General features: G+C 68.5%; 24 protein-coding genes. 13 read left to right on the top strand and 11 right to left on the bottom strand.

All coding sequences use genetic code 11. The annotated features are described in order from the left end of the window. Positions 1–69 precede the first annotated feature (69 nt). The gene (locus RS83_RS17415) at positions 70–879 is read left to right on the top strand and encodes a carbon-nitrogen hydrolase family protein (protein ID WP_045280687.1); all 810 of its coding nucleotides are present in this window, start codon (positions 70–72) and stop codon (positions 877–879) included. 4 nt (positions 880–883) lie between these two features. Here RS83_RS17415 and RS83_RS17410 read toward each other — a convergent pair whose 3' ends face one another. Continuing rightward, positions 884–2,086, bottom strand: a complete 1,203-nt coding sequence (locus RS83_RS17410; RefSeq protein WP_045280686.1) for an aminotransferase class I/II-fold pyridoxal phosphate-dependent enzyme — start codon at positions 2,084–2,086, stop codon at positions 884–886. 98 nt (positions 2,087–2,184) lie between these two features. Between RS83_RS17410 and RS83_RS17405 the strand changes: the two genes are divergently transcribed. From RS83_RS17405 to RS83_RS17395, 3 genes are read left to right on the top strand one after another with little or no spacing between them, the layout of a single operon-like run. Continuing rightward, entirely contained in the window at positions 2,185–3,795 is a 1,611-nt protein-coding gene (locus tag RS83_RS17405; protein ID WP_045280685.1) for a S1C family serine protease, read from the top strand. Positions 3,796–3,850: 55 nt separating this feature from the next. After that, positions 3,851–5,104, top strand: coding sequence for a CDP-glycerol glycerophosphotransferase family protein (locus tag RS83_RS17400; protein ID WP_045280684.1), 1,254 nt, complete (start codon positions 3,851–3,853; stop codon positions 5,102–5,104). Continuing rightward, positions 5,101–6,537 carry a CDP-glycerol glycerophosphotransferase family protein gene (locus tag RS83_RS17395; protein ID WP_045280683.1) on the top strand — a complete coding sequence of 479 codons (1,437 nt, stop codon included), beginning with the start codon at positions 5,101–5,103 and terminating at the stop codon, positions 6,535–6,537. Before RS83_RS17400 ends, RS83_RS17395 begins: the two co-directional genes overlap by 4 nt. 16 nt (positions 6,538–6,553) lie before the next feature. Here the strand turns inward: RS83_RS17395 and RS83_RS17390 are convergent, their stop codons facing one another. Then, a complete protein-coding gene (locus tag RS83_RS17390; protein WP_045280951.1) occupies positions 6,554–7,576 on the bottom strand; it encodes a glycosyltransferase in 1,023 nt (340 codons plus the stop codon). Between the two features lie 114 nt (positions 7,577–7,690). On the opposite strand from RS83_RS17390, the gene RS83_RS17385 reads away from it, so the two are divergent. The 6 genes from RS83_RS17385 (at position 7,691) to RS83_RS17360 (ending at position 13,594) form a co-directional block, all read left to right on the top strand. Next, positions 7,691–8,974: a CDP-glycerol glycerophosphotransferase family protein gene (locus RS83_RS17385; RefSeq protein ID WP_045280682.1), complete on the top strand. Its 1,284-nt coding sequence runs from the start codon at positions 7,691–7,693 to the stop codon at positions 8,972–8,974. 2 nt (positions 8,975–8,976) lie between these two features. Next, positions 8,977–9,741 (top strand): biotin--[acetyl-CoA-carboxylase] ligase, encoded by a 765-nt coding sequence (locus RS83_RS17380; protein ID WP_082071715.1) that lies wholly within the window; start codon positions 8,977–8,979, stop codon positions 9,739–9,741. A gap of 56 nt (positions 9,742–9,797) precedes the next feature. Further along, positions 9,798–10,355, top strand: coding sequence for a PH domain-containing protein (locus RS83_RS17375; protein ID WP_045280681.1), 558 nt, complete (start codon positions 9,798–9,800; stop codon positions 10,353–10,355). Between the two features lie 79 nt (positions 10,356–10,434). Beyond that, on the top strand, positions 10,435–11,559 hold the full coding sequence (locus tag RS83_RS17370) for a 5-(carboxyamino)imidazole ribonucleotide synthase (RefSeq protein WP_045280680.1): 1,125 nt from the start codon (positions 10,435–10,437) through the stop codon (positions 11,557–11,559). Between the two features lie 119 nt (positions 11,560–11,678). Beyond that, a complete protein-coding gene (gene purE / locus RS83_RS17365; protein ID WP_045280949.1) occupies positions 11,679–12,146 on the top strand; it encodes a 5-(carboxyamino)imidazole ribonucleotide mutase in 468 nt (155 codons plus the stop codon). After that, positions 12,143–13,594 (top strand): LCP family protein, encoded by a 1,452-nt coding sequence (locus RS83_RS17360; protein ID WP_045280679.1) that lies wholly within the window; start codon positions 12,143–12,145, stop codon positions 13,592–13,594. Before purE ends, RS83_RS17360 begins: the two co-directional genes overlap by 4 nt. 322 nt (positions 13,595–13,916) lie before the next feature. On the opposite strand, the gene RS83_RS17355 is transcribed toward RS83_RS17360, so the two are convergent. Together RS83_RS17355 and RS83_RS17350 are read right to left on the bottom strand one after the other, a co-directional pair. After that, positions 13,917–14,501: a hypothetical protein gene (locus RS83_RS17355; RefSeq protein ID WP_045280678.1), complete on the bottom strand. Its 585-nt coding sequence runs from the start codon at positions 14,499–14,501 to the stop codon at positions 13,917–13,919. Positions 14,502–14,642: 141 nt separating this feature from the next. Next, positions 14,643–16,406 (bottom strand): DUF4012 domain-containing protein, encoded by a 1,764-nt coding sequence (locus tag RS83_RS17350; RefSeq protein ID WP_045280677.1) that lies wholly within the window; start codon positions 16,404–16,406, stop codon positions 14,643–14,645. 129 nt (positions 16,407–16,535) lie between these two features. Between RS83_RS17350 and RS83_RS17345 the strand changes: the two genes are divergently transcribed. Beyond that, on the top strand, positions 16,536–17,603 hold the full coding sequence (locus RS83_RS17345) for a glycosyltransferase (protein ID WP_045280676.1): 1,068 nt from the start codon (positions 16,536–16,538) through the stop codon (positions 17,601–17,603). Between the two features lies 1 nt (position 17,604). On the opposite strand, the gene RS83_RS17340 is transcribed toward RS83_RS17345, so the two are convergent. Continuing rightward, complete coding sequence (locus RS83_RS17340) at positions 17,605–18,345, bottom strand: ABC transporter ATP-binding protein (RefSeq protein ID WP_045280675.1); 741 nt, start codon at positions 18,343–18,345, stop codon at positions 17,605–17,607. Further along, entirely contained in the window at positions 18,329–19,198 is an 870-nt protein-coding gene (locus RS83_RS17335; RefSeq protein ID WP_045280674.1) for an ABC transporter permease, read from the bottom strand. The genes RS83_RS17340 and RS83_RS17335 overlap by 17 nt, the downstream gene beginning before the upstream one ends. 182 nt (positions 19,199–19,380) lie before the next feature. Here RS83_RS17335 and RS83_RS17330 point away from each other — a divergent pair, with 182 nt between their 5' ends. Beyond that, positions 19,381–21,309 (top strand): DUF6541 family protein, encoded by a 1,929-nt coding sequence (locus RS83_RS17330; protein WP_045280673.1) that lies wholly within the window; start codon positions 19,381–19,383, stop codon positions 21,307–21,309. Between the two features lie 72 nt (positions 21,310–21,381). On the opposite strand, the gene RS83_RS17325 is transcribed toward RS83_RS17330, so the two are convergent. Further along, the gene (locus tag RS83_RS17325; protein WP_045280672.1) at positions 21,382–22,266 is read right to left on the bottom strand and encodes a glycosyltransferase family 2 protein; all 885 of its coding nucleotides are present in this window, start codon (positions 22,264–22,266) and stop codon (positions 21,382–21,384) included. A 98-nt stretch (positions 22,267–22,364) separates the two neighbouring features. Here RS83_RS17325 and RS83_RS17320 point away from each other — a divergent pair, with 98 nt between their 5' ends. Then, positions 22,365–23,105, top strand: a complete 741-nt coding sequence (locus tag RS83_RS17320; RefSeq protein WP_052679167.1) for a glycosyltransferase — start codon at positions 22,365–22,367, stop codon at positions 23,103–23,105. A gap of 6 nt (positions 23,106–23,111) precedes the next feature. On the opposite strand, the gene RS83_RS17315 is transcribed toward RS83_RS17320, so the two are convergent. From RS83_RS17315 to RS83_RS17300, 4 genes are read right to left on the bottom strand one after another with little or no spacing between them, the layout of a single operon-like run. Beyond that, a complete protein-coding gene (locus RS83_RS17315) occupies positions 23,112–24,371 on the bottom strand; it encodes a lipopolysaccharide biosynthesis protein (protein WP_156153244.1) in 1,260 nt (419 codons plus the stop codon). Next, positions 24,368–25,303, bottom strand: coding sequence for a glycosyltransferase (locus RS83_RS17310; RefSeq protein WP_082071714.1), 936 nt, complete (start codon positions 25,301–25,303; stop codon positions 24,368–24,370). Before RS83_RS17310 ends, RS83_RS17315 begins: the two co-directional genes overlap by 4 nt. After that, a complete protein-coding gene (locus RS83_RS17305; RefSeq protein ID WP_045280670.1) occupies positions 25,300–25,692 on the bottom strand; it encodes a DUF2304 domain-containing protein in 393 nt (130 codons plus the stop codon). The genes RS83_RS17310 and RS83_RS17305 overlap by 4 nt, the downstream gene beginning before the upstream one ends. Beyond that, the gene (locus RS83_RS17300; RefSeq protein WP_045280669.1) at positions 25,689–26,429 is read right to left on the bottom strand and encodes a glycosyltransferase family 2 protein; all 741 of its coding nucleotides are present in this window, start codon (positions 26,427–26,429) and stop codon (positions 25,689–25,691) included. The genes RS83_RS17305 and RS83_RS17300 overlap by 4 nt, the downstream gene beginning before the upstream one ends. Positions 26,430–26,447: the final 18 nt, after the last annotated feature.

The following is a 26,447-nucleotide window of genomic DNA, read 5'->3' as shown; positions in this document are numbered from 1 at the left end:
CGAATCGAGGCCGCTCCCACGCCACCCCGGGAGTGTCGGGGTTGCGTGGCGATAGGGGAGGATGAGGATATGACCGAGTCAGCCGCCGTCCCCGTCGCCGTCTGCCAGTTCGCGCCCGCGGCATCCCGATCCGGAAACCTCGAGCGGATCGCGACGCTGACCGCAGATGCCGCCGCACGGGGAGCGCGCCTGGTCGTGTTCCCCGAGTACTCCAGCTACTTCGTGGACCCGATGGACGACACCCTCGCCGAGAACGCGGAGGCGGTGGACGGCGAATTCGTCGAGGCGCTCACCGCACTCGCGGCCGAGTACGCGGTGGTGATCGTCGCGGGCCTCGCCGAACGGGCATCCGATGGTGAGCGCGTCCGCAACACGATCGTCGCCGTGCGCGGCGACGGCCTGCTCGCGACCTATCGCAAGCAGCACCTGTACGACGCGTTCGGCCAGACGGAGTCCGACTGGGTGGAGCCGGGGGAGCTCGGCGAGGCTTCGACCTTCGAGCTCGCCGGTCTCCGCTTCGGTCTGATGACCTGTTACGACCTTCGCTTCCCCGAGGTCGCACGCACACTGATCGATGCCGGTGCCGATGCGCTGGTCGTGCCTGCCGAATGGGTCAGGGGCCCGCTGAAAGAGCATCACTGGACGACGCTCCTCGCGGCGCGCGCGATCGAGAACACCGCCTACGTCGTCGCCTCCGATCATCCGACGCCGATCGGTGTGGGGCACTCGCAGATCGTCGATCCGCAGGGGGTCGTGCTGGCCGGCGCCGGCACCGCGGAGGGCATTGCGATCGCGGTCGTGGAGCGCGCGGCGATCGACCGCGTGCGCGCCACCAACCCGTCGCTGCGGGTGCGGCGATACCGCGTCGTCCCCGCGTGACGGCTCAGCGCGCCGAGGCCACCAGGCGCGCTGCTGCCTCCTCGAGCACCTCGGCGCGCTTGCAGGCGGCGAACCGCACGAGCCCTGCATACGATCCGCGGTGCTCCGCCGAGACGAACGCGGTCAGCGGAATCGCGACGACCCCGGCGCGTTCGGGCAGCCCGCGGCAGAACGCGGCCGCATCCGCGCCGCCGAGTGCCGTGGCATCCGCGACCGTGAAGTAGCCGCCCTGCGGCGCCTGCACCGTGAACCCGGCCGAGCGCAGCCCTGCGCCGAGAATCTCGTGCTTGTGCGCGAGGGTGGCGGCCGCCTCCGTGAAGTAGGCGTCGTCGAGTCGGAGTCCGACCGCCACCGCCGGCTGGAAGGGCGAGCCGTTCACATACGTGAGGTACTGCTTCACGGTCAGGACCGCGGTGATCAGCGCCGCAGGGCCATGCACCCAGCCGATCTTCCACCCGGTCGCCGAGAAGGTCTTGCCGGCAGAGGAGATGGTCAGTGTGCGCTCCGCGGCGCCGGGGAGGGTGGCGATCGGCGTGTGCGGGCCGGTGAAGGCCAGATGCTCGTAGACCTCGTCGGTCACGATCACGGCATCGTGCCGTTCGGCGAGCCGCACGACCTCCTCGAGCACACGACGGTCGAACACCGCGCCGGTCGGATTGTGGGGATCGTTCACGAGGATGATGCGAGTGCGGTCGGTGACGGTCGCGGCCAGCTGGTCGAGATCGGGCTGGAAGTCCGGAGCGCGCAACGGCACGGTGCGCAGCCGCGCCCCGGCGAGGGCGACCGCCGCGGCATAGGAGTCGTAGTAGGGCTCGAACACCACGACCTCGTCATCCGGGCCGTCGATGAGGGCGAGCAGGGTCGCGGTGAGCGCCTCGGTCGCGCCGGCGGCCACGATCACCTCGGTCGCCGGGTCGACCTCGAGGCCGTAGAAGCGTCGCTGATGCTCGCTGATCGCCGCGAGAAGATCGGGGATGCCACGCCCCGGCGGGTACTGATTGGCGCCGTTCGAGATCGCATCGCGAGCTGCCTCGAGCACGGCGGCGGGGCCGTCCTCATCGGGGAATCCCTGACCGAGGTTGATCGCCCCGGTTCTCGCCGCTGCAGCGGACATCTCTGCGAAGATGGTGGGGGCGACCGCTCCTTCGGGAGAGAGCAGACCCGCACCCGCTGCCGTTCGTCGCCATGCACCGGGAATGACACTCATGAAGAACAGGCTAAGGCCATAGCTGAAACTCACCTTCGCCATACGAAACGCACAGACATGGGCGGCATTCTGAAGGGGCGTTGTTGAAGGAGCACACCATGAACGAAGACAACACCCACGACCACTCGGCACCCGACGTGCCGTCCACCGAGGCAGCAGGGACCGCCGATGCGGCTCCGAACGCGGCCGCCGACAACACCCCTGTCGCTCCCGCCACCCCGGCGGCCCCGGCCGGTCACGAGGTTCCGCAGACGTTCGCGTCGCCGGCCCCTGGCATCGCGTCGCCGGCCCCTGGCATCGCGTCGCCGGCCCCCGGCATCGCGGCGCAGGCCCCTGCGGCGCCCGCCCACCAGCCGAGCATCGCTCCGACGGCATCCGCCGGTGGCGCAGCGTTCGGTATCCACACCGCCTCGCCCACGCAGCCGACGCTGCCGTACGGCACCACGATGCCGCTCGGCGCACCGTCGGGCACGGATGCCGGTGCTGATGGCACGACGAAGGTCAAGGGCGCCAAGCCCCGCGGCGGCGTCAAGATCGCCGCCCTCGTGGTCGCGGCCGCGCTCGTCGGCGGTGTCGCAGGCTTCGGCGGCGGTGCGATCTGGACCGCGGTCGGCAACACGCCGTCGACCGGTGTCGCGGAAGGACCCCAGACGGTCACCGTGAACAACCCGGGCTCGGTCAACGAGACCACCGCAGTGGCCTCCAAGGCGCTGCCGTCGGTCGTCACGATCGAGGTCTCGGGTTCGAGCGAGGCCGGCAGCGGCTCGGGCGTGATCATCAGCGAAGACGGCTACGTGCTCACCAACACGCACGTCGTCACGCTCGGCGGCGCGGTCGCCGACCCGACGATCCGCGTCACGGCCTCCGATGGCCGCATCTACAACGCCACAGTCGTCGGGACCGACCCGGTGTACGACCTCGCAGTCATCAAGCTGACCGATGCCAAGGGGCTCACCCCGATCGAATTCGCCGATTCTTCGAAGCTCAACGTCGGTGACACCGCAGTGGCACTGGGCGCTCCGCTCGGGCTCGCGAACTCTGTGACGACGGGCATCGTCAGCGCGTTGAACCGCAGCATCCAGATCGCCTCCTCTGCAGCGCCCGACTCGTCCTCCGAGGAGGCCCCGCAGGAGCAGGCGCCCCAGGACGGACAGCAGGGACCGTTCCAGTTCGACCTTCCCGGATCCGGTGCGCAGTCGACCTCCGACTCGATCTCCATCGCGGTCATCCAGACCGACGCGGCGATCAACCACGGCAACTCCGGCGGTGCGCTCGTCAACAGCAAGGGCGAGCTGATCGGCATCAACGTGGCGATCGCCAGCTCGGGCGACTCCGAGCAGGGCGGTTCGATCGGACTCGGCTTCTCGATCCCTTCGAACGTCGCGCAGCGCGTGTCGAAGGAGATCATCGCCGACGGAACCGCGACGCACGGACTCCTGGGAGCTTCGGTGCGTGACGCGTCCTCCGTGGAGAACGCAGATGTCGCCGGGGCGTACATCGCCGAGGTCAGCGCCGGCGGTGCTGCTGCCGGCGGTGGTCTCAAGGCCGACGACATCGTCACGGCCTTCAACGGCGTGCCGATCACCAGCGCCAGCGACCTCACCGCCCAGGTGCGAGCCGCGGCCGCCGGCAGCGATGCGACCGTGACCTACAACCGAGGTGGCAAGGAGTACAAGACCGACGTGACGCTGGGCACACTCGGCGGCTGAGCCGAACCGACCCGCTCGCACAGTGAAGGACGCCACCCCGCGATAGGCTCGCGGAGTGGCGTCCTTCTCTTTCGGCTCCGGCAATGCGGCCAAGCTGCTCCGGATACCGCTGTATGCGATCGGGCGCATCGGCACCGTCTTCGTACCCCGAGGGGCCACCTGGGTCTTCGGCTGCGGCGCCGGCATCGGCGACGGTGCCCTCGCGTTGCAGAGGGTGGCTGCCGAGGCGGGTCACCGCACCCTCTGGTTGACGTCCTCCGAGCGCGAGGACCGAGATGCGGCCGCGCTCGGCATCCGCACGGTCCCCAAGAACGGTCTGCGGGGCTGGTGGGCGACCGCGCGCGCGGGGGTGCTGGTCGTGACGCACGGCTTGGGCGATGTGAACCGCTACGCGAACTCCGGCGCCTTCCTCGTGCAGCTCTGGCACGGCATCCCGCTCAAGCGGATCGGCCTGGACTCGCCGGCGACCACGCAGGTGCCGGCGGTCCCCGGTGCTGCCATCCTGCGGAAGGCGATCGGATTCCTGTATCGCGGTGCCGCCCAGCGGATCCGCGTGCTCCCTGCCGCCTCGCATCGCTCGCGGGGCCGGCTGGAGTCAGCGTTCAGCCTCCCGGACGGCCGTGTCATCGTGACGGGGGAACCGCGCGTCGACGTGCTCTCGCATGGTCCCCCGGCGGAACGCCGTGCTCGCGCCGCATCCGTGCTCGGCGATGCGGTCGGCGGGTTGCCGTCGTCTTCGCGCACCATCCTGTACGCCCCGACCTGGCGGGACGGCGCCGACGATCCGGCAGTGCCGTCCGCTGCCGAGTGGGTCGAGATCATCCGCGTCCTCGAGGCGAACGACGCGATCCTGCTGGTGCGGTCGCACCCGCTCGGCGAGGGTGGTTACACACCGAGCGTGCCGAGCCGACGGGTGCGGATGCTCGGTGCAGGCCTGCTGCCCGACGTCACCCCGGTGCTCCCGGCCATCGACGTGCTCGTGACCGACTACTCCTCACTCGCATACGACGTCGGGCTGCTGAGCATGCCAGTGCTCTACCTGGCGCCCGACGCCGTCGAATACGCCGGCACCCGCGGCTTCTACGGGCGCTTCGAGGATGTCGCCGGCGCCGACGTGGCATCCGATTGGAACGCGCTCCTGCGGCAGCTCGACGAGGTGCTGTCCGATGAGGCGGTGTTCGCCGAGCGGTCCAAGCGGTCCGATACGCTCAGCGCAGAGATGCATGCGTACCGCGATGGACGCAACACCCGACGGGTGTATCAGGCAATCCGCGCGCGGGGCGTCCCCGCGCCGAAGGGAGCAGCATGACAACGGCCCGGATCGATGATGCGGCAGCGACGCTGATCATCGCAGGCACCGGGCCGCGTCCCGCGAATGCCCAGCTGGTCGGGCCGCGCGCTCGGGTCGAAGGCCGCATCACCGGCGGCGGCAAGACCTGGAAGGTGACGTTCCCGCTCGAGGCCTCGCGGTGGGGCGGACCAGTCCTGCCGCTCCCGACCGGCGACTACGAGCTCGCGATCGACGGCGCAGACCTCGGCGAGATCGACATCGCGCCGACCGTGCTCCCCGGGGTGCGCATCGCTGTGGACGGCACACAGGTGCGGATCGCGGCACCCGTCGACCCGGTGTACGAGAGCATCGAAGGGCAGACGACGCTCGAGGAGCGCTACGTCGCGCAGGTCGGCGGCACCGAGAACGCCGTGTTCTTCGAGAGCTTCTACGGCCGCAGCGTCGGCTGCAACCCGCAGGCGATCGACAGGGAGCTCGCTGCCCGAGCTCCTGCAGTGCTGCGCTACTGGAGCGTCGTCGACCTTTCCGTGCCGGTGCCGGACGGTGCGATCGCGGTCGTCGAGGGCAGCCCCGAATGGTGGCGAGCCCGCGCTGCCGCTCGACTCCTCGTGGTCAATGACTGGCTGCGCCGGCGCTTCGCCCGCAAGGTGGGCCAGAAGGTGCTGCAGACCTGGCACGGCACTCCGCTGAAGCGGCTCGCGCTGCATCGGCCCGGTTTCGATCCGAGGCGCATGGCCGCTGTCGTGAAGGAGTCGAGGCGGTGGGACGTACTGCTCGCGCAGAACCCCTACTCGGCTCGCATCCTCAAGAAGGCATATGCGTTCTTCGGCCGTCCGATCTGGGTCGAGGGCTACCCTCGCAACGATGCACTCACCACCGGCGATCCCGCGGTCATCCGCGCAGCGCTGGGCATCGAGGCGGGCGAGCGGGTGCTGCTGTACGCGCCCACTTGGCGCGACGATCGCAGCGAGATGGTCGACTTCGTCGATGCGGAGCTGCTCGCGACGCAGGCTGATGCCGTGGTGTTGGTGCGCGGGCACTCGCGGACGCTGCTGCAGGGTCGCGACCACTCCGGCGCCAGGGTGATCGACGTCACCGGCTACCCCGAGACCGCGCAGCTGCTGCTGGCTGCCGATGCGCTCATCACCGACTATTCCTCGGTGATGTTCGACTTCAGCGTGACCGGCAAACCGATGTACTTCCTCGTGCCGGATCTCGATCACTATCGCGGCGAGCTGCGCGGGTTCTACTTCGACCTCGCTGAGCGAGCCCCCGGACCGCTCGTGCACTCGCAGGACGAGCTGGCCGCGGCGCTGGCCGACAGCGGCACCGAAGCGGCCTACGCAGCGCGCTACGCCGCCTGGCGTGCACAGTTCAACGCACGAGACGACGGTCGGGCTGCCGAGCGCGTGGTCGACCGCATCCTCGATCAGGGGTTCGTCACCCGCTGATCCGCTGACGCCCCGCTCAGGGGAGCGGTGTGTTGCGGGTGCTGAGACGGGATGCGTCGACGGTGTCGTGCGCTCCTCGCAAGACGCCAGCGAGGAACCCGATGCCCCAGGACAGGTGCATGGTCGGCAGCACCACAAGGGTCCATAGGCGTTGCCGGATGCTGCCTCCGCCTGGTGAGAGTGCGACCGCGACCACGAGCAGCACGTACAGTGCCAGCGGTGCGTAGACGACAGAGGCGATGATCGACGCGATCCCGCTCAATACGCCGGTCACCTGCAGGACGCCGACCACGAGGGCAACGGCGAGCAGCAGGACGAGCGCCGGCGGCGCGAAGAACCGCAGGCCGTTGCGACGTCCGAAGCGACGCACCAGCTCGCCGCGCCATGCACCGGTTGCCCGGAACTGGCGTGCCAGCCGCAGCCAGCTCTCGCGCGGCCAGTAGGTCACCGACAGCTTCGGATCGAACCACACCAGATGCCCGGCCTGCCGGAGGCGCAGGTTGAGTTCCCAGTCCTCACCGCGGCGGATCGACTCGTCGAACAGGCCGACCTCCTCGAGCACCGCTCGGCGCATCACGCCGAGATACGCCGACTCGGCTTCGCCCTCATGGGCGCCGCCGTGATATGCCCCGCCGCCGAGGCCGACGGGGGAGTTGTACAGGCGTGCGACCGACTTCTGGAAGGGAGCGCGGCCCTCGGCATGCATGACGCCGCCGACGTTGGCGGCACCGGTGCGCTCGAGCGTGCGCAGTGCCCGTTCCGCGTACCCGGGGGAGAGTTCGGAGTGCGCGTCGACGCGGACGATCGTCGGGTAACGGCTGGCGCGGATCGCGGCGTTCAGCCCGACCGGGATGTGGGCGGCCGGGTTCTCGACGAGCCGGATCCTGTCGTCGGTCGCCGCAAGTTCCTGCGCGAGCTCGGTGGTGCCGTCGCTGGACGGGCCGAGAGCGAGCACGAGCTCTGCCGGGCCGTCGAGTTCCTGGGCCAGAACGGACGCCACAGCGTGCTCGAGGTATGCACGTTCGTTCAGCACCGGCATCACGAAGGAGACCCCTGTCGCGGCTCCGGCGGCTTGACTGTCGTGCACCTCTCGATCATGTCACGGTGGCGCCGACGCTGCCTGGAACTTCGATGGACTCGGTACTCTGGAGGGATGGGTGCATTGTCTGACGCGAAGAAGGCATACCGTCTCCTGAAACGCGCACTGGCATCCAGAGCGGCCGTCCAGCGCGTGCGCCGGCGGCTCACGGACACGCCTCCGCCACCTGAAGGGCACTTCAAGATCGCGGTGTACTTCGCCGACGGCGCCGTCAACATGTACCAGATGCGCCAGTGGTACCGACCGCTCGCCGAGCTGGCCAAGCGCTGGCCGGTCGTCGTGCTCGCGAGGCAGGCCGCGGGCGCCGAGAAGCTGCTCGACGAGGATGCTCCGCCGGTCGCATTCGTGCCGACGGTCCGCGACCTCGAACGGTTCATCGCCGCCCAGGACATCCGGATCGTGCTGTACGTGAATCAGAACACCCGGAACTTCCAGATGTTCCGCTACGGCCGTCGCTGGCACGTGTTCATCAACCACGGCGAGTCCGACAAGATGTACATGACCACGAACCAGTACAAGGCGTACGACTACGCCCTGGTGGCCGGACAGGCCGCTCGTGACCGGCTGTCGCGCACGCTCTGGGACTACGACATCGACCGTCGGACGATCGAGATCGGACGCCCGCAGGCCGACCACTTCTCCGGAACCCTGCCGTACACGCCGGACGAGCGCACGGTCGTGCTGTACGCCCCGACGTGGGAGGGCGACCGCCCGAGCGCGCACTACGGATCGATCGCGACGCATGGCGAGATACTCGTGACGAAGCTGCTCGCCTCCGACGCGCACCGCGTGATCTACCGCCCGCACCCGCGCAGCGGCGTGATCGATGACGAGTACGGTGCGGCGCATCGACGGATCATCGCTGCGATCGAGGCTGCCAATGCCGCCGATCCCCGGGCGCAGCACGTCTACGACCACGGTGCGGAGCTCGGCTGGCAGCTCGCCGAGTCGGACGTCGCGATCGTCGACATCTCGGCGATGGTCTACGACAGGCTCGCGGCGGGCAAGCCGCTCATGATCACGCGCCCGGCCGACGAGCGCGCATCGATCGACACCAAGGGGTATCTCTCCGACTGCGAGTGGCTGACCACGGATGCCGCGCACGACATCGTCGCCGAGGTGCAGCGGGTCCGCGACGATGAGGCGGCGATCGCCCGCCTGCAGATGTGGGTGCGGCACTACTTCGGGGACACCACGCCCGGTGTCGCGACGCAGAAGTTCCACCAGGCGATCGAGCAGCTCATGACCGAGTGGGAGCGCTGGCGTGCGCACGAGGTCGGGGCCGCGCCTGCGGACGAGGACGACGACGACGAAGAAACCGACGACGAGGAGCTCTGAGCATGGGCTTTCCTCTTGCCGCGGCCGTCGCCGGCCGTCTCGAAGCAGTCGCCGAGACCGGATCGACGAACGCCGACCTCAGAGCGCATGCATCGGATGCGGTGTCCTGGCCGCACCTGTCGGTGCTGGTCACGGAGAACCAGACCGCCGGACGAGGACGCCTCGATCGGGTCTGGGTCGCTCCGCCGGGCTCGTCCCTGGCCGTGTCGGTGCTGCTGCGTCATCTCCCGACCGATGCGACGGTGCGCGGGTGGATCCCGCTCATCGCCGGAGCAGCGATGAGCGATGCGGTCGCTGCGCAGCTTCCGGAGCACGGGGTCTCGGTGAAGTGGCCGAACGACGTGCTGGTCGACGAGCGGAAGATCTGCGGCATCCTCGCCGAGGCCGCAGGAGCTGCGGTGATCGTCGGATCCGGCATGAACACTCGGATGACCGCTGACCAGCTCCCGGTGCCGACGGCGACGTCGTTCGCGGTCGAGGGAGCGACGGTCGATCAGGACCGCCTTCTCGCCGACTACCTCAGCGCGCTGCGAACGCATCTCGCGGCCCTGGTCGAGGCAGGCGACGCCGTCGGCAGCGGCGTGCACGCCACGGTGACGGCACGCTGCGCGACGCTCGGGCGCCGCGTGCACGTGTCGCTGCCCGGTGACCGACTGCTCGACGGAATCGCCACCGGCCTCGATGTCGACGGTCGTCTGCTCGTCGCCGCCGGCGGTGTGGAGCACGCGATCGCCGCCGGTGATGTCGTGCACGCCCGCCTCGCCTGAGGCTGACACGCCGCCGCCAAGACCGCGTTGTCGGAGAACACGGGCACAATGGTGGGGTGACCCAGCCTGTGACCCTCGGAGGGCGGCCGATGATGCCGCCGCCCGGTGTGCCTTCGGAAGAGCTGATGATCGCCCGATTCCGTGGCCACGCGCGGCGACTCTTCTGGTCGGCGCTGGTGCTGGTGGCCGTGTTCGGCGCCACGGCCTATTTCTACGACAACCTTCCGGCGCCGTTCGAGAACTGGATGCTGCTCGCGGCATCCGGTGCGCTCGTGCTGCTGGTGGTGGTGGTGCCGTACCTCATGTGGCTCTCGCGACGCACGACGGTCACGACCAGACGCGTGATCGCGCACCGCGGCATCGGTTCGACGCATCGACGCGAGATGTCCCACGCCCGTGGGTACACGATCGCCGTTCGACGCGGGCCGCTGCAGCGGATGTGGGGCACCGGGTCGATCACGTTGTCCAACGGTGTCGACGCTCCGCTCGTGCTGCAGAACGTGCCGAACGTCACGCTCGTGCACGAGACGCTGGCGGATCAGATCGAGGTCAGCCAGATCCTCGCGCACCGCGACGCGCAGGCGACGGGTACGGACGGCTCGACAGAGCGCTGAACCCGTCCACCGCGCTGTGAGACGGTGATCCGCTCCCGCCCGGATGCGAGAGAATGGTCACGACGAATGGAGGCGGCACATGGCGCTGCGTGTAGGCGTGATCGGCGGAGGACAGCTCGCTCGGATGATGATCGCCCCGGCGGTCGAGCTCGGGCTCGAGCTGAGGGTGCTCGCGGAGGCGGACGGCATGTCGGCCGCGCTCGCTGCGACGGCTGTCGGTGACTACCGTGATCTCGACGTCGTCCGTGATTTCGCCCAGGGCGTCGACGTGATCACCTTCGACCACGAGCACGTGCCGCAGGATGTGCTGCGCGCGCTGGTCGCCGACGGCATCGCCGTGCACCCCGGCCCCGATGCGCTGCAGTTCGCGCAGGACAAGCTGGTCATGCGCGCGAAGCTCGCCGACCTCGGCGTTCCGCAGCCCGACTGGGCAGCTGTGCGCACACGGGCCGAGCTGCAGGAGTTCCTCGATGCCCACCACGGCGCCGGCGTCGTGAAGACGCCGCGCGGCGGCTATGACGGAAAGGGCGTGCGTGTCGTGCGCGCCGCCGCCGAGGCCGACGACTGGCTCGATGCACTCGTCGACGGTGATGCCCTGCTGGTCGAGGAGCTCGTGCCGTTCGTGCGCGAACTCGCGCAGCAGGTCGCCCGGCGGGTGAGCGGGGAGATCGTGGCCTACCCGGTCGTCGAGACCGTACAGCGAGACGGCGTGTGCGCCGAGGTGATCGCGCCGGCTCCGGCGGCATCCGATCGGCTTGTCCGAGTCGCTGAGGACATCGGCCGCAGCATCGCTGAGGGCCTGCAGGTCACCGGCATGCTCGCTGTGGAGTTGTTTGAGACCGATGACGACCGCATCCTCGTGAACGAGCTCGCGATGCGACCCCACAACAGCGGGCACTGGAGCCAGGACGGAGCCGTCACCGGTCAGTTCGAGCAGCACCTGCGTGCGGTCGCGGATCTGCCGTTGGGGACGACGACCCCTCGGGCGGCATGGTCGGTGATGGTGAACATCCTCGGCGGACCGGCCGAGGGCACGATGGGGGAGCGCTTCGGGGCTGCAATGGCCGAGCATCCTTCCGCCAAGATCCACACGTACGGCAAGGACCCCCGCCCCGGCCGCAAGGTCGGTCACGTGAACGTCTCGGGCGATGACCTCGACGATGCGGTGTACGTCGCCCGTGCGGCAGCTGTGCATTTCGACTGAGACGCCGAGATCTGCGGGCGCAGCCGCGTGCCGTTGGGGGAATCTCCAGCGCCAGACCGTAGCCTGAGTGGGTGACCGAGCCACTGCATTCCTCCGCCGCGCCCCTCGTCGGCGTCGTCATGGGTTCTGATTCCGACTGGCGTGTGATGAGCGATGCATCCCAGGCGCTCACCGACTTCGGCATCCCGCACGAGGTCGAGGTGGTGTCGGCTCACCGCACGCCGGACAAGCTCATGAGCTACGCCCGCGAAGCCCGCGGCCGCGGCATCCGCGTCATCATCGCCGGTGCCGGGGGAGCAGCGCATCTGCCCGGCATGCTCGCGTCGATGACCGCGTTGCCCGTGGTCGGTGTTCCGGTGCCGCTGGCCTATCTCGACGGCATGGACTCGCTGCTCTCGATCGTGCAGATGCCGGCCGGTATCCCGGTCGCCACGGTCTCGATCGGGGGAGCCAAGAACGCTGGTCTGCTCGCAGCTCGAATCCTCGGCACGTCGGATGACGACCTGGCCGACCGCGTGGAAGCATACGCGGGGGAGCTCGAGGCGCAGGTCGAGGCGAAGAACGAACGGTTGAAGGAGTCGCTGTGACCCTGGCGCCGCCGCGCGCCAGCTCCCGGCCGCTGATCGAGACCCGGCCCCTCCGGCACCCGGACACGGCGGATGCGGGCGGCATGGCCAAGCGCGGCTGGTGGCTCATCGCCCTCAATGTGCTGGTTCCCGGTTCGGCGCAGGTGCTCGCGGGCAGCCGCAAGCTCGGCCGATTCGGCCTCGGCGCGACGCTGATCGCCTGGTTCCTGGTGATCGTCGCCGCCGGCCTGGCGCTGTTCGCCCGGCCCGTGCTGCTCTGGCTGATCAGCGCAGGCTGGTTCTCGGCGCTCCTCCTGACCCTGCTGCAGGTGGCGCTGGTCGGGTACGCGGTGCTGTGGATCGTGCTGACCTTCGACACCCTGCGGCTGGTGCGCCTCGTGCGGGTTCCGACGGCGCAGCGCTTCGCGATCCCGGTGGTCGCTCTCGTCATCCTCGGACTCGTCGGCGGTGGGGCTGCATATGCCGCAACCGCTGTGGGGTCGACGCGTGACGCGATCGGTTCGATCTTCGGGCAGAGCGGCCCGAGTCTGCCACCGGACGAGGGGTATTACAACATCCTCCTCCTCGGTGCCGACAGCGGTGACGGCCGTGATTCCATGCGTTTCGACAGCATCTCGGTGGTCTCGGTCAACGCCACGACCGGAGCGGTCACCATCACCGGCATCCCACGCGAACTGCCCAACGCGCCGTTCAGCGACGGCAGCCCCATGCAGGCGCTCTACCCGAACGGCTTCGAAGGCCACGGTTCCTCGACCTGCGGCTGGAACGGCTGGATGAACCACGTGCGCAACGCCGCGGAGATCTGCCGGGAAGACCAGGGTGCGGGGCTGTATCCCGACGCGGTCGCCCAGGGCTCTGACCCGGGGATCGAGGCGACCAAGGATGCGGCGGAGGGCGTGCTCGGCATCAAGATCCCGTACTACGTCTTCGTCGACATGCACGGATTCGCTGAACTCGTCGACGCGCTCGGCGGCGTCGACATCAACGTCACCGAGCGACTGCCCAAGGGCGGACCGCCGGAGGGCTGGCACGGCACGGATGTGAACGAGTGGGCGATCGGCTGGATCGAGCCTGGGCAGCAGCACATGGACGGCGACACGGCGCAGTGGTACGCGCGTTCGCGGTACACGACGAGCGACTGGGACCGCATGAAGCGTCAGCGTGAGCTGCAGGAGGCGATCCTCTCGCAATTCACCCCGCAGACAGTGCTGGGCCGGTTCAACGAGGTGGCTGCCGCAGGCACAGCGCTGATCGACACCGACCTCCCGCAGGACAAGCTGCCGGAGTTCTTCGATCTCATGCTCAAGGCCAAGGAGCAGCCGGTCACGACGATCGAGCTCACCCCCGAGCACGGCGTTGATGAGCATCAGCCGGATTACACCTATATCCACGAGATGATCCAGCAGACGCTCCACCCGCCGACGGAGACTCCGTCGCCGACGCCCTGACCTCGGTCGCGGGGCGGAGGAAGGACGGGCGCAGACCGCCGCCGTCCATCTCGGTCAGGGTCGTGCGCAGCGATCCGGGGCCCGGGCCCCGCGCTTCACTTCAGTGATCGCGGAGCTGGCGCTGACTCGGCCGTCTCCGTTGCGCGATCCGATTCCGTCCTCCGGGCTGCGCGCGAGCGCAGAACAGCCCACGACCATCCCCTGAGAGATAGGGGACGGTCGTGGGCTTTCCGGTGCATGACCGGATTCACCAGACGACGGTGATCGGAGGGGGAGGGATCACCGTCGTCCAGTCGACCACCGCACGAGGCGGCGATCGGACTCAGGCGCGCTTGCGGCGTGCGGCTCCTGCGGCGACGAGTGCGCCTCCGGCGACCAGCGCAACAGCGCCGCCGCCCAGGATCCACGGTGAAACGCTGCCACCGGTGAGCGCCAGCTCGATGCCGGTGCCGGTGAGCGGAAGCTCCGTGCCGGCCGCGGCGACACCAGGGTCGTGATCGCAGCTGACTGCTGCATCATGACCGTGCGAGACCGTGATGGTCGCCGTGTACGAACGCGAGCCCGAGAAGGCGATCGCGTACGAGCCCTCACCGTTGGACGGCGGGCGGAACGTCAGCGTCAGGCCGCCATCGGCGCCGGCGGTGTTCCCCGACACCGACGAGTCCGCGGCGTTGAGACCGGAGACCGACACGCCCACATTCTCGGACGGCAGGAAGTAGCCGGGGCCGAAGACGACGGTCGAGACCTCGCAGATGTCGATGATCGGGTCGTTGACCTTCACACCGGGCTTGTCCGCATACGAGTCGGACGACGCGGCCGGAACAGCCGGCGCGGCAGTGGCGACGGCAGGTGCGAAGAGCACGAGTGCGCCAACGGTCAGGCTGATTGCAGCCAGTTTTTTCAGCATGATTCTCCCCAGATTTCACGCGGAATCGCCTTCAGACACACCCCTGCGTCTGACTGCGTGGGTTCCCCTGCCCCCACGGCAAGATGACAGAACCCAGATATTCCCCAGTGAGGATGACAGTACCCTATCCGCGCTGCATTGTCACGACGCGCAGGTCAGTTTTCCTCGTGTCGTCTTCGGAGTGTCGATCAGCGGGGTGTGCTGCACCTCCGTGAGGCGCTCTCCGGAGCCGGTGCCCTGGAACTCGACGGTGATCGTGCTCGACTCGCCGGGCGCCAGGAGCACCTCGTGCTGCACGACGGCACGATCGCCCAGCGTCGCGGTCTGCACGCCCTCTTCTGCGCCGTCGCGATCGGTGTGCGACGGGGTCGATCCCTCTGGTCCGTACACGGCGATCAGCGTGCTCGTCGAGCCGATCGGCACGTCGAAGTTGCCGCCGCCGGTGACGTAGTCGGTCAGGGTGGGCACCACATCGGCGGAGACGGTGTTGGTCCATGTCACTCGAACCTGCGTCGTGGGCTGGCCCTGGCACGTGCCGACCGCCGTCTCGATCGAGGCGCGCGCATAGAAGTCCATCTTGCCGCCGGTGCTGTCGTTCATCAGCACGCCGACGTACGTCGCGTCCGCGCCGTCGGAGGGGATCGTCCCGCCCAGAGAAGACGCGGCCAGCAGGGCCTGCTCATCCTCGTGCGCGCTCCAGATCCGGATCCGGTCCTCGTCCGAGGATCTGGCCAGCGCGGCCACCAGTGCACGCGGGTCGCCACTTCCGAGAGCGGCGCCGAACAGCCCGCTCGCCGCCTGGGCGAACACCGCATCCTGCACGATCGGGTCGGGCACGGCGGCGTAGATGTCGGAGAGCAGGATGCTCACGATCGTGTCGGCCGTGGCGGTGAACGGACCGAACGTCAGGTCGCCCGTGGCCGACATCAGGTTCGCTGCCACGATCGTGTCGACCGCGATGACGCCATCGATCTGCTGACCGAACCGTTGCTGCCATCGGGCCGCGAGCAGCGGCGCCGCCTCGGCGAAGTCCGGGATGCTCGTGATGTTCTGCAGATACCGCCCCGGGCGATCTTCGAAGAGCGCGAGTGTCGAATCGCTCACCGGAAGTCCGACGTCCAGCGCCGGGAAATCCGGGGTGCCTGCCTGCTGCACCAGCGTGACCTGTCCGTTCTCGGCGTGCAGCAGTGCGATCGATCCGACGATGCCCCCCGAGGAGCGCAACTCGGCATTGTTCTGCATCGCGAGCACGTAGTTCCGCGGCCCCTCACCGCCCAGCATGGTCGGCAGCAGGACAGACGCACCATGGAGCGCGCCCACCGCTGTCGAGGCCTGCGACACGGTCGATCGCATCTCCCGGATCGCGTCGGCGAGCGGCGGCAGCGTCGCATCGGCGTCGATCCTCCGCGCTCGTGACTCCGCGTCGCTCAGGGCCTCGTCTGCCTCGCCCAGCGGCGCTTCGATCGCGGCGAAGGGCGCGAGGTCGATCGCGCCCCCGTTGAAGCCGAGGCTCGCCAGGTCGAAGTCGTCGGCAGCGTCGAGCATCGGGGTGAGTGCGTCGCTCGCGACGTCGTCTGCGATGTCGGCGACCTCGCTCACAGCATGGAAGTTCGGTCCGATCCAGGGCAGGATGCCGAAGGCGACCCAGATCGGGTCCGATGTGAGTTCGTGCGCGGATCGCGCATGGTGGGCGATCCGTTCGGCGATGGGTGCAGCGCCCTCGAGGTCGCCGTCGCCGATCGCAGACTTGAGTTGGGATGCGCCTTTGGCGACCTGCTGCAGGTCGCTCACCGCGCCGATGCCTCGAACGCCGACCCAGCCGAGCGATACGACGAGGATCGTCAGGAGAATGCCGATGGTCCATCCGATCCATCGGCGCCGTGCAGGAAGTCGACCGTCGCTCACGTGAGCATTCAAGCATGAACGGAGGATCCGCCGTCTCCCTGCCGCCGAATGCTGAGCGAATGCTGACATTCCCACGGTTCGGCCCCGCCGGTGCACGGCTGGGGGAGCGGACGCGGTTAACCTGAGGACATGGGTGCTCGGCTGCGTGTTGTTCTTGATCAGCTCGTGCACGTCGTCGACGCGGACCACGCCGTTGCGGCGCTGGATCTCACGCGCGGCCTCGTGTCGACGACGCCGTCTGGCTGTGCGGTCGACGTCATCGTGCCGGCGAATGCCGAGGTGCCGGTCGATGGCGTGGCAGAGGTCCGCACGCTCGCCCTCGCACGACGTGAGCTCGCCGCCTCCTGGCAGATGGGGATCGCACCGGGCGTCGGCGGCGGCCTCATCCATTCCGCGACGCTGATGGCGCCGCTCACCCGCCACGATCGGGTGCACGACAACGACCAGACGGTCGTGACGGTGTGGGATCTGCGCGCCTGGGATGCTGCCGACTCGCTGCCGAGGAACGTCGTCGCGTGGCAGCGCGCCATGCTGCGTCGAGCGGTGAAGCATGCTGACGCGATCGTCGTGCCATCGCACGCAATGGCTGAACGTCTCGGCGAACTGGCGAAGTTCGGCGGCCGGATCCGCGTGATCGCCGGAGCGCAGCCTGAGGGCTTCGCGACGCCGACGGACGCGAGCGAACGTCGTTCGACGCTGTCGCTGCCCGAGCGCTACGTGCTCCTCGCCGGGTCGCGGGAGACGCTCGCCGACGGTTTCCGCGGCGCGGTCGCAGCAGGGCTGGAGGCCGTCGTGCTCGATGCGCCGGAAGGGACTGAGCCTGCGCTCGCGGAGATCGCTTCAGCTGCGGGTCTGCCCGAGAGCCGTGCGCACGTGCGTGGAGGCCTGAGCCCCGAGGACCGCGCGGCTGCAATCGCCGGCGCAGCGGTGTTCGCGGCCACTGATCCGATCCATGCGTGGCCGTGGCGTGCGACCGAGGCGATGGCTCTCGGCATCCCGATCGTTGCCGTCGACAGCGGCTCGCACCGCGACGTGATCGCGGACGGCGGCATGCTCGTGGAGCAGGAGGAACTCGCAGAGGCGATCAGCGCCGCTGCGGATTCGCAACGGCTTCGGGTGCTTGCGCAGGATCGCTCTCGTGCATTCTCGTGGGCGAGTTCTGCGGAACGAGTATGGGGTCTGCACGCCGAGCTGTGAGCTAGGCGCGCATCAGCTCCACGGCGTGCTTGCTCGGCCCGTCGAAGGCGATGTTGCCGTGCTGGATCACGATGCCTCGTTCGCACAGGTCAGACACCATGTTGAGGTCGTGACTGACCACGACGAGCGTCTTCCCCTGGGCGTGCAACTCGCGCACGCGCTTGATGCACTTGCGCTGGAACGGCTCGTCACCGACGGAGAGGATCTCGTCGATCAGGAGGATGTCCACGTGCGTGTGGATCGCCACCGAGAACGCGAGCCGGAGGAACATGCCGGAGGAGTAGTGCTTGACCTCGGTGTCGATGAACTTCTCGATCTCGCTGAACTCGACGATCGCGTCGAATTGCTCTTTCGTCTCCTTCTTCGACATGCCGAGGATGGCGGCGTTGAGGTAGACGTTCTCGCGTCCAGAGAGGTCGGGGTGGAAGCCGGCGCCGACCTCGATCAGTCCAGCGACGCGTCCGCGGGTGCGCACCATGCCCTCATCGGGGCGCAGCACCCCCGAGATCAGCTTGAGCATGGTCGACTTGCCCGAGCCGTTGAAGCCCATCAGCGCGACGGCCTCGCCCTCGTCGATGGAGAAGGAGACGCCGTCCAGGGCCTGGAACTCCGAGGTCAGCGGCTTGCGCCGCATCGCTGCGACGAAGGTCTCCTTGATGGAGTGCGTGTGACGGAGCTTGAAGTGCTTGTGCACGTCCTCGACGAGGATGCGGGGCACCGGGGTGTCAGAGATCTTGAGCAAAACGACCCTCCAGTCGGCGGAAGACTGCCTCGCCGATGATCAGGATGACGATGGAGACCCCGAGCGCGATGGCCGCATGCAGCCACAGCGACGGCAGCGGTTCGGCGTTCGCCGGGTCGAGCGCGTGCCAGATGCCGTAGTGGAAGAGCTCGACGGCTCCGGTGATCGGGTTGAGCGCGTACAGCTGGAACAGCCACTCGGGCACCTTGCTCGCCACCATCTGCCACTGGTACATGACGGGGGAGGCCCAGACCGAGATCATCACGATGATCTCGACGAAGCTCTGCGCATCGCGGAACGTGACGTTGATCGCGCCGAAGAGCAGACCGAGCCCGGTCGCGAGGAGCGCGATGATCACGAGCCCGAGCAGGAGCGCTGCGACACCGACCACGCTCGGCATCCACCCGAAGAAGAGCGCGATGACGAGGACCACGATGATCTGCGGAACGGTGTTGATCGCCGCCACCATGGTGCTCGCGACCGGGAACATCTGACGGGGGAAGTAGATCTTCTTGATGAGCGCCGCATTCTCGACGAGCGACTTGGTCGCGTTCGAGAAGGACTCGTTGAAGAACGTCACCGCGGTGATGCCGGAGAGCAGATACAGCGGGTAGTACTCGATGCTGTTGTTCAGGTTGAGGAAGACGCCGAGGGCGAAGAAGAAGACCAGGAACTGGATGAGCGGCTTGACGTAGGACCACAGCCACCCGAGGACGGATCCTCGGTATCGGATGCCCACTTCCTTGCGGACGATCAGACTCAGCAGGTATCGACGCCGGAAGACATCGAGAAGCCCGGTGCTCGCACCGGGCTGGATCAACCGCTGGTCGGCGGATGCAGATGTGTGAGACACGGCGTCTCTTCACCTCCGTCGGACGTCCGGGTCGGGTGGAACGCCTCACCAATCATAGATTGTCGCCGATGACCGCCCGCTCACTCTCGTGCTTTCGGTGTGTCGGCGGCTGCACAGTCGACCTCGATAGGATCGACGCCGGCGGTCGATATCCGGGCGTCGAGGAGAGGGGCACGGCGCACATGGCATGGATTGATCTCGGGCTCGGCGTGCTCGCCGTCGTCGGCGTCGTCCTGATCCCGGGACTCCTGGCCTCGTTCGTCCTCGGCTTCCGCGGACTCGCAGCCGTGGCGCTCGCCGTCCCTGCCGGCACCACGATCATCGTGCTCGCCTCGCTTACGGCACCGATGGTCGGGATTCCTTGGGGGGTGCTGCCGGTCGGGATGGTCGCGCTCGCGGTCCTCGCGATCCTCGCCGTGCTGCGGTTCACGCTGCTGCGTTCGCATACGGCGCGTCCGACCCTGCCCGCGCTGCCCCGCGCCGGCGTGCTGGCGCTCATCGGCGCAGTGCTGATCGCTCTCGTGCAGCTGCTGCTCGTCATCGGTGCGCCGGACAACTTCTCGCAGACCTTCGACAACATCTTCCATCTGAACGCGATCCGATACGCGCTCGACACCGGCTCGGTCTCGCCGTTGACGGTCGGAGCGATGACGACCGCCCCCAGCGGCAACCTTCCGTTCTATCCGACCGGGTGGCACGCGGTCGCGACTCTGGCTGTGCAGCTGACCGGAGCAAGCATCCCGGTCGCGTCGAACGCCGTGATGATCTTCTTCGCCGCCTTCGCGTGGCCCGTGTCGATCCTGCTGGTCACGAGAACGCTGTTCGGTGCGTCGGCCCCGGTGCTCCTGACCGCGGCTGCGGTCAGCGTCGCGCTGCCTGCCTTCCCGCTACTGCTGGTCGAGTACGGCGTGCTCTTCCCGTACATGATGTCGCTGAGCATGATCGGCGTCCCTCTCGCGTTCGTGATCGAGGCGTCGTCGCGGAGCTCCTGGATGCAGCGATGGGCGTACCTGATCGCCGCTTTGGGCGCGGTCCCGGCGGTCGCCGTCGCCCACCCTGGCGGACTCGTCGCCCTGCTGCTGTTCGTCGCGCTCGTGCTCGCGATCCGTTGGCTGCATCTGCTGCGTTCGGAGGCGTCTCGCCCCGCCAAGATCCGCGCGACGGCGTGGGTGCTCGTGCTCGGCGTCGTCGTGGCGGGGTCCTGGTATGTGCTGCGGCCCTCGGCGGACGCGCGGACCTGGGGGCCCACGGAGACCGTCGGGCAGGCTGTCGGCGAGGTGTTGACCGTCTCGGTCTGGGCAGCCCCGATCAATCTCGTGGTCGCGGCCCTCGCCGCCGTCGGCGTCGTCGTCGCACTGCGTCGTCGCTCCGCGAACGATGAGATCGCCGTGGCGTTTCTCGTCGCTGCCGCCGTTCTCTACATCGTCGTCTCCGCTCTGCCCTACTGGACCGCCCGCGACATCCTGACGGGCGTCTGGTACAACAACGCTCCACGTCTTGCCGCGCTGCTCCCCATCGCCTGGGTGCCGCTGGCCGCCATCGGCGGCGAACTCCTCTGGACGGTGCTGCGCGCGCAGACGTCGCGGTTCTCTGCTCGTCGCGCCCGCATCGCCGTCGTCGCGACGATCGCGGTGCTCATGCTCGTTGTCGTGCCGCAGGCGGCCACGATGCGGCAGGCCGTCGCGAGCGCGCACAACGCCTTCGCGGTGACCGACGGCTCGCGCCTGGTGACGGCGGACGAGCTCGCACTCCTGGAGCGCCTCGACGCGGAGGTACCGGAAGACGCCGTGATCCTCGGGAGTCCGTGGACCGGGACGGCGCTGGCGTATGCGCTCGCAGACCGGCGGGTCGTCATGCCGCACACGCTCATGGACGTCACCGAGGACATGTCCCTGGTGCTCGACCGGCTGGACACGGCACGTCCGAGCGCCACGATCTGCGGCGCGCTCGACCGACTCGGAGCGAAGTACGTCCTCGACTTCGGTGACCAGGAGATCAACGACGGCGTGCACGAGTACAAGGGCATCGACCGTCTGGCGTCCTCGTCCGCGGTCGAGGAGATCGACGCTGTCGGCGACGCAGTGCTCTACGAGATCGTGCTGTGCGACTGAGCTGCGCGCTGCGCGGCTGAGGACCGCTCGGGATCGGGCCCGCCCCTGACGGGACGGGCGGGCGACCTGCGCTCAGCGCCAGATGTGCCGCATCAGCGCCTTGACCGAGCCGCCGGGTGTCCGAGCGGCCTTGAACAGGAGCGATGCGGCATTGAGCCGCGAGGTCAGGTGGCGGCGTGCGAAGCGCGCAGCGCGCGGCCAGCCCAGGGCGTCGAAGCTCTCCGCCTCGGAGAGGAAGAACGAACGCTCCTCGTCGAAGCGGCGTCCGTCGAGGGCGCGCACCGATGAGTCCGACTGGGAGTGCCGGCGGTAGTCGAAGACGATATCTGTGAGGAGGGCCATCTTGCCGCCCTGCTTCACGATGTCGAGGATCAGTGCGAGGTCCTGGACGACGTCGAGCCCCTGGCGGAACCCGATGCGACGGACGACCTCGGTGCGCCACGCGATGGACGGGAAGTAGGCCCAGTCGCCGCGCATCAGGCTGGCGGCGAGGTCTTCACCGCCGATCGCCTCTCCGATGCCGTCGACCTTGGGGGTGATGATCTTCTTCACGCGGTCCACGAGGGGCAGCACGCGTGAGCCGTTCTCGTCGATGACCTCGACGCCGGGCTGGACGAGATCCACGTCATAGCGCTTCGCTGCATCGGCGATCGTGGAGAGGTAGCCAGGGCGCATCACGTCGTCGGCGCCCATCATCACGAACCAATCGGCCTCGACGAGCTCGACTGCCTTGCGGTAGTTGCCATTGGCACCGAGGTTGCTCTCATTGCGCAGGTAGGTGACCCGAGGATCGCGCATTTCGCCGAACCAGCGAGCGGGCTCGGGGTCGGGATAGCCGTCGTCGAGGACCACCAGACGCACGTCGGTGTAGGACTGGTCGAGCACGCTTCGGACCGCGAGCTTCATCAGCTCGACGTCGCCGTAGTACGGCAGCATGACGTCGATTGCAGCGGTCATTCGTTCTCCTCCTCGGACGCGCGGGCGCGCTTGGACGCGTAGGCACGCGAACAGCTAGTCTAGTGGTACTTCCTCAGTGACCTTGTTGGACAGGAACAATGCTCCACAGCAGTGACCGTCCGATGGTGAGCGTCTGCATGGCCGCGTACAACGGCGCCGCGTTCATCGTCGAGCAGATAGCCTCGATCCTCGCCCAGCTCGGCGACGGAGACGAGCTGATCGTCATCGACGACTGCTCTCAGGACGACACGGTGGCCCTGGTGCAGGCGGTCGATGATCCTCGGATCCGGCTGATCCGGTCGGAGCAGAACAACGGGTACATGCGCACCTTCGAACGCGCGATCGGCCTCTCGGAAGGAGACGTCGTCTTCCTCTCCGATCAGGATGACATCTGGCTTCCCGGACGTCTGGACCGGATGGTCGACGCGCTCGAGGACGTCGAGCTGGTGGTGTCGAACTTCGGTTCCTTCGGCGGTGCTCTCACTCGCGTGCAGGCCCGACGGTTGAAGGCGGCCGACAGCACTCGGTGGAAGCGCAACATCTTCTGGATCTGGGTCGGCACGCGGCCCTACTACGGGTGCTGCATGGCGTTTCGGGCCGAGCTGCGCGAGCGGATCCTGCCCTTCCCGCCATACCTGACCGAGACCCACGACCAGTGGCTCGGCTACGTCGCGAACGTCGATCGTTCGGTCCGCCATCTCGAGGAGGACACGATCTCCCGGCGGGTCCACGGAGCCAACTCCTCGAAGACCGGCCGCGGCCTCGGTGAGATCCTCCGCGCCCGGATGATGACCGGTCGTGCGATCGTCGAAGCCTTCCGACGTCGGGTCAGGGCTTAGCACGGTTCAACCCGCCGCGGCCTCGGCGCGCATCCGACGCTGACGCAACGTCCGGAGCATCACGACGATCTGCACGCCGGCAACGGTGAGCTCGGTCACCGCGACCGCGCCGGCGACGGCGGGGAGCGAATGCAGCAGTGCGCCGACGACCACGGCGGGGATGCCGACCACGGCGCCGATGACCGTCGACCTGGCGAGGAAGTCGGTGCGTCCCAGCACGACGAGGCAGGCATAGCCCACGACACCGGAAAGGGCGACACCGAAGAAGGCCAGGCCGAGGGGCGCGGACACCTCGATCGGCACGTGGATCTTGAACAACGGGGAGACGAGGGGTGAGAGCAGGGCGACGCAGGCGCCACCGACGGCGCCGACCACGATGCCCGCGAGGAAGGCGATCCGCGCCCGGCGGTCGACATGCGCCAGGTCGGAGGGGACCCACCCCTGGAAGAACTGCTGGATCGGGAGGAACGCCAGCGCTGCATACCGGAACAGCCGGTCGGCGACGGTGTACACGGGCAGCGCTGCGGGGAAGAACACGGTGACGAGCAGAATCGGCATCGCCACGTACACGGCGCTGGTGACCGCGGTCGTCACAGCGTGCCGCTGCTCTGCCAGCGTCGCCCAGAACCGGAGCGGTGGAGTGACGACGCCCGGCGTCCGGCCACCACGGGTGATGTAGATGTACGACAGGGCGACTGCGACCGCGGTGCCGGCAAGCTGCCACGCCGGAACGACCCACGCCTGGCGGGTCACGGTCGCCATCCACACACCAGCCACGGTGCCGAGGGCGCTCGGCAGGGCTTCGAGCACGAAGAAGGCGCCGGGCCGTGCGATGCCGGTGAAGTACCACCCTGCGCCGAGGGCCGGAAGCACGTACGCCAGTGCTCCCAGCACTGCGAGGGTCAGATCCCCGCGCAGCAGGAGCGTCAGCAGCACGGCCACGACGGGCACCGTGGCGAGGTAGAGGATGGCGCGGATGCGGAATGACGCGCGGTAGAACGCCACGCGTTCGGCGGGGGAGATGCTGGCGACGACGCTGGGGCCGGTCGCGCCCCAGCCGAAGGCGACGAAGACGGCGGCCAGCTGACCGGTGGTCTGCAGCACACCGATGGAGGCCCAGCGCTCGGGGCCGAGCGCCCCGACGAGAATCGGGATCGCGAAGACCCCGATGACCGAGCTCAACAGGATGGAGGCGGAGAACCCGCCCATCCGCTGGAGGGGTATGAAGGCTCGGCGCAGGCGGGAGGGGCTTTCGGGAGCGCTCATCGACGACGCCGGGAGATGGCGCGGAGCGTCTTCTCGGGGATGCGGCCCAACCGCATCCGAACGCCGTCGCCCAGGCCGTGGACCGTCGCGACGAACTGCGCGCCGCGGTCCGCGGACAGCACGATCCCGAGCGCGGTCACCCAGAACAGGGCGAGGGTGCGGCGGGTGAGCCAGCCGAGGTTGCCCCGGTGGTGGAGTCGCCAGAGCACCAGGCCGTTGCGCACCGCGTAGTACGTGCGGAACGGCGCGTGGTAGTAGTGGTTGCGCTTCTTGCCGAACAGCGTCAGGTGCTTGCCGAAGAGCATCACGGGGATCTTCTCGCCGAGGCTGTGATCCATGTCGCTGCCGGGCAGCACCCAGAATTCGTAGCCGGCACCGCGCGCCCTGAGCGTGAACTCGGTGTCGACGCCGTCGATGAACAGACGCTCGTCGAAGCCGCCGACCTCGTCGAACACCGACATGGGGACGACCTGTCCGGATTGGATCGGATCCCGCGGATGCGGGGTCCCAGGAGTCGTCGACACGAGGAACTCGCCGAAACGCGCGGGGCTGACGGCGGCAGGGCGACGGCCTTGCGCGTACAGCCGTTCCAGGTGGCGCAGCGCCTCGGAGACGTAGCCGTCGGGCAGCTCCGAGTCCTGATCCATCGTGACGACGTGCGTGGCCCCCAGCTCTCTGGCCTTCTCGAGCCCCACGTTGAGAGCGGCGGCGATGCCGACGTTCTCGTCCAGCTCGATCGTGACCACGTCGGGGCTGTCGAGGCCGAGGCGCGCCAGACTGCGCGAGCCGTCGTCGACGACGACGACCTTGTCGACCTGTGCGCTCAGCGCGTCGATGCGCCCCACGAGATCGTCGGGGGCGCGGAAGGCCGTGACCACTGCGACGGGCCGTGTGGGAGAAGAATCGTTGGGCATATCGATGGGGCCGGTCATTCCTCGGTCGAGTCCTTCGCACTCGATGTGCGCTCTTCCAGCGCGTCGACCCGTGCGCGCAGCTGATCCACGATGGCGCCGGAGATGGCAGCCTCCTCCGCCAGCCGACGGATCTCGTTCTCGGCGCTGGAGAGCTCCCAGGACAGGTGCATCGCGACGCCGAGGAGCAGCAGGATAGCCAGCGCGAACAGTAGATTCACGGGCAACTGCACGCCGATCAGGGCCGTGGCCCAGAGCAGCAGCTGCGGGAAGAGTCCGAGGATGAGCACACAGAGCGCGATGACGATCCACAGGACCGCATACTTCTCCTGGAGGCGGCGGGTGAGGAGCATCCAGCCGACGAGTCCGAGGGCGATCAGCGACAAGGCGATGCCGAGGACGACGATCATCGGCCGCTCACCTCCGGCTCGGAGATCGGTTTCGCGCGGCGCAGCATCGACAGCCCCAGTGCGAAGATCGAGCGGAGGAGATAGATCGATGCGCCGATCGGGCCCTGGCTCGGTGTGCCGTGTGCGCGGGGGCGCATGGCGACCGGGACCTGCGTCACCCGGAGTCCGGCGTGGCACGCGGCGACGAGTGAGTCGATGGTGTCGCCGAGGTACTCGGCGGGGTAATACCGCACGTACTGCGCGATGGCGCGGGAGTTGGCTGCACGGAAGCCGCTCGTCACGTCGGTGAGCCGGACCTTCGCGACGCGCGAGACAGTGCTGGCGAGGAACTTCATCGCCCACTGGCGGGGCCCGCGCACCGAGTAGTCGCCGACGTCCGCGAAGCGCGCGCCGATCGAGATGTCGGCGGTCTCCAGGCCCGCGAGCACCCGGGTGATATCTGCAGGGTTGTGCTGGCCGTCTGCGTCCACCTGGATCGCGCGCGAATAGCCCTCGCGCTGGGCGTAGGTGAAGCCGGTGCGCATGGCTCCGCCGACGCCCACGTTGAACGGGAGGGAGAGGACCGTCGCGCCGGCGGCGGATGCTGCGGCTGCGGTGTCGTCCTGTGAGCCGTCGTCCACGACGATGACGTCATAGCTGTCGTCGATCTCGCGGATCTCCTGCACGGTCGTGCCGACGATGCGCCCCTCGTTCCATGCCGGAACAATTATCAGGACACGGTCCGACTCAGAGCTCATAGTGCCTCGATCCTATCC

The sequence above is a fragment of the Microbacterium oxydans genome, from assembly GCF_000956525.1.
Classification (GTDB): domain Bacteria; phylum Actinomycetota; class Actinomycetes; order Actinomycetales; family Microbacteriaceae; genus Microbacterium; species Microbacterium oxydans_A.
Note: the sequence above shows the minus strand (reverse complement) of the source record. Positions and strands in the feature narration are given on the sequence as shown.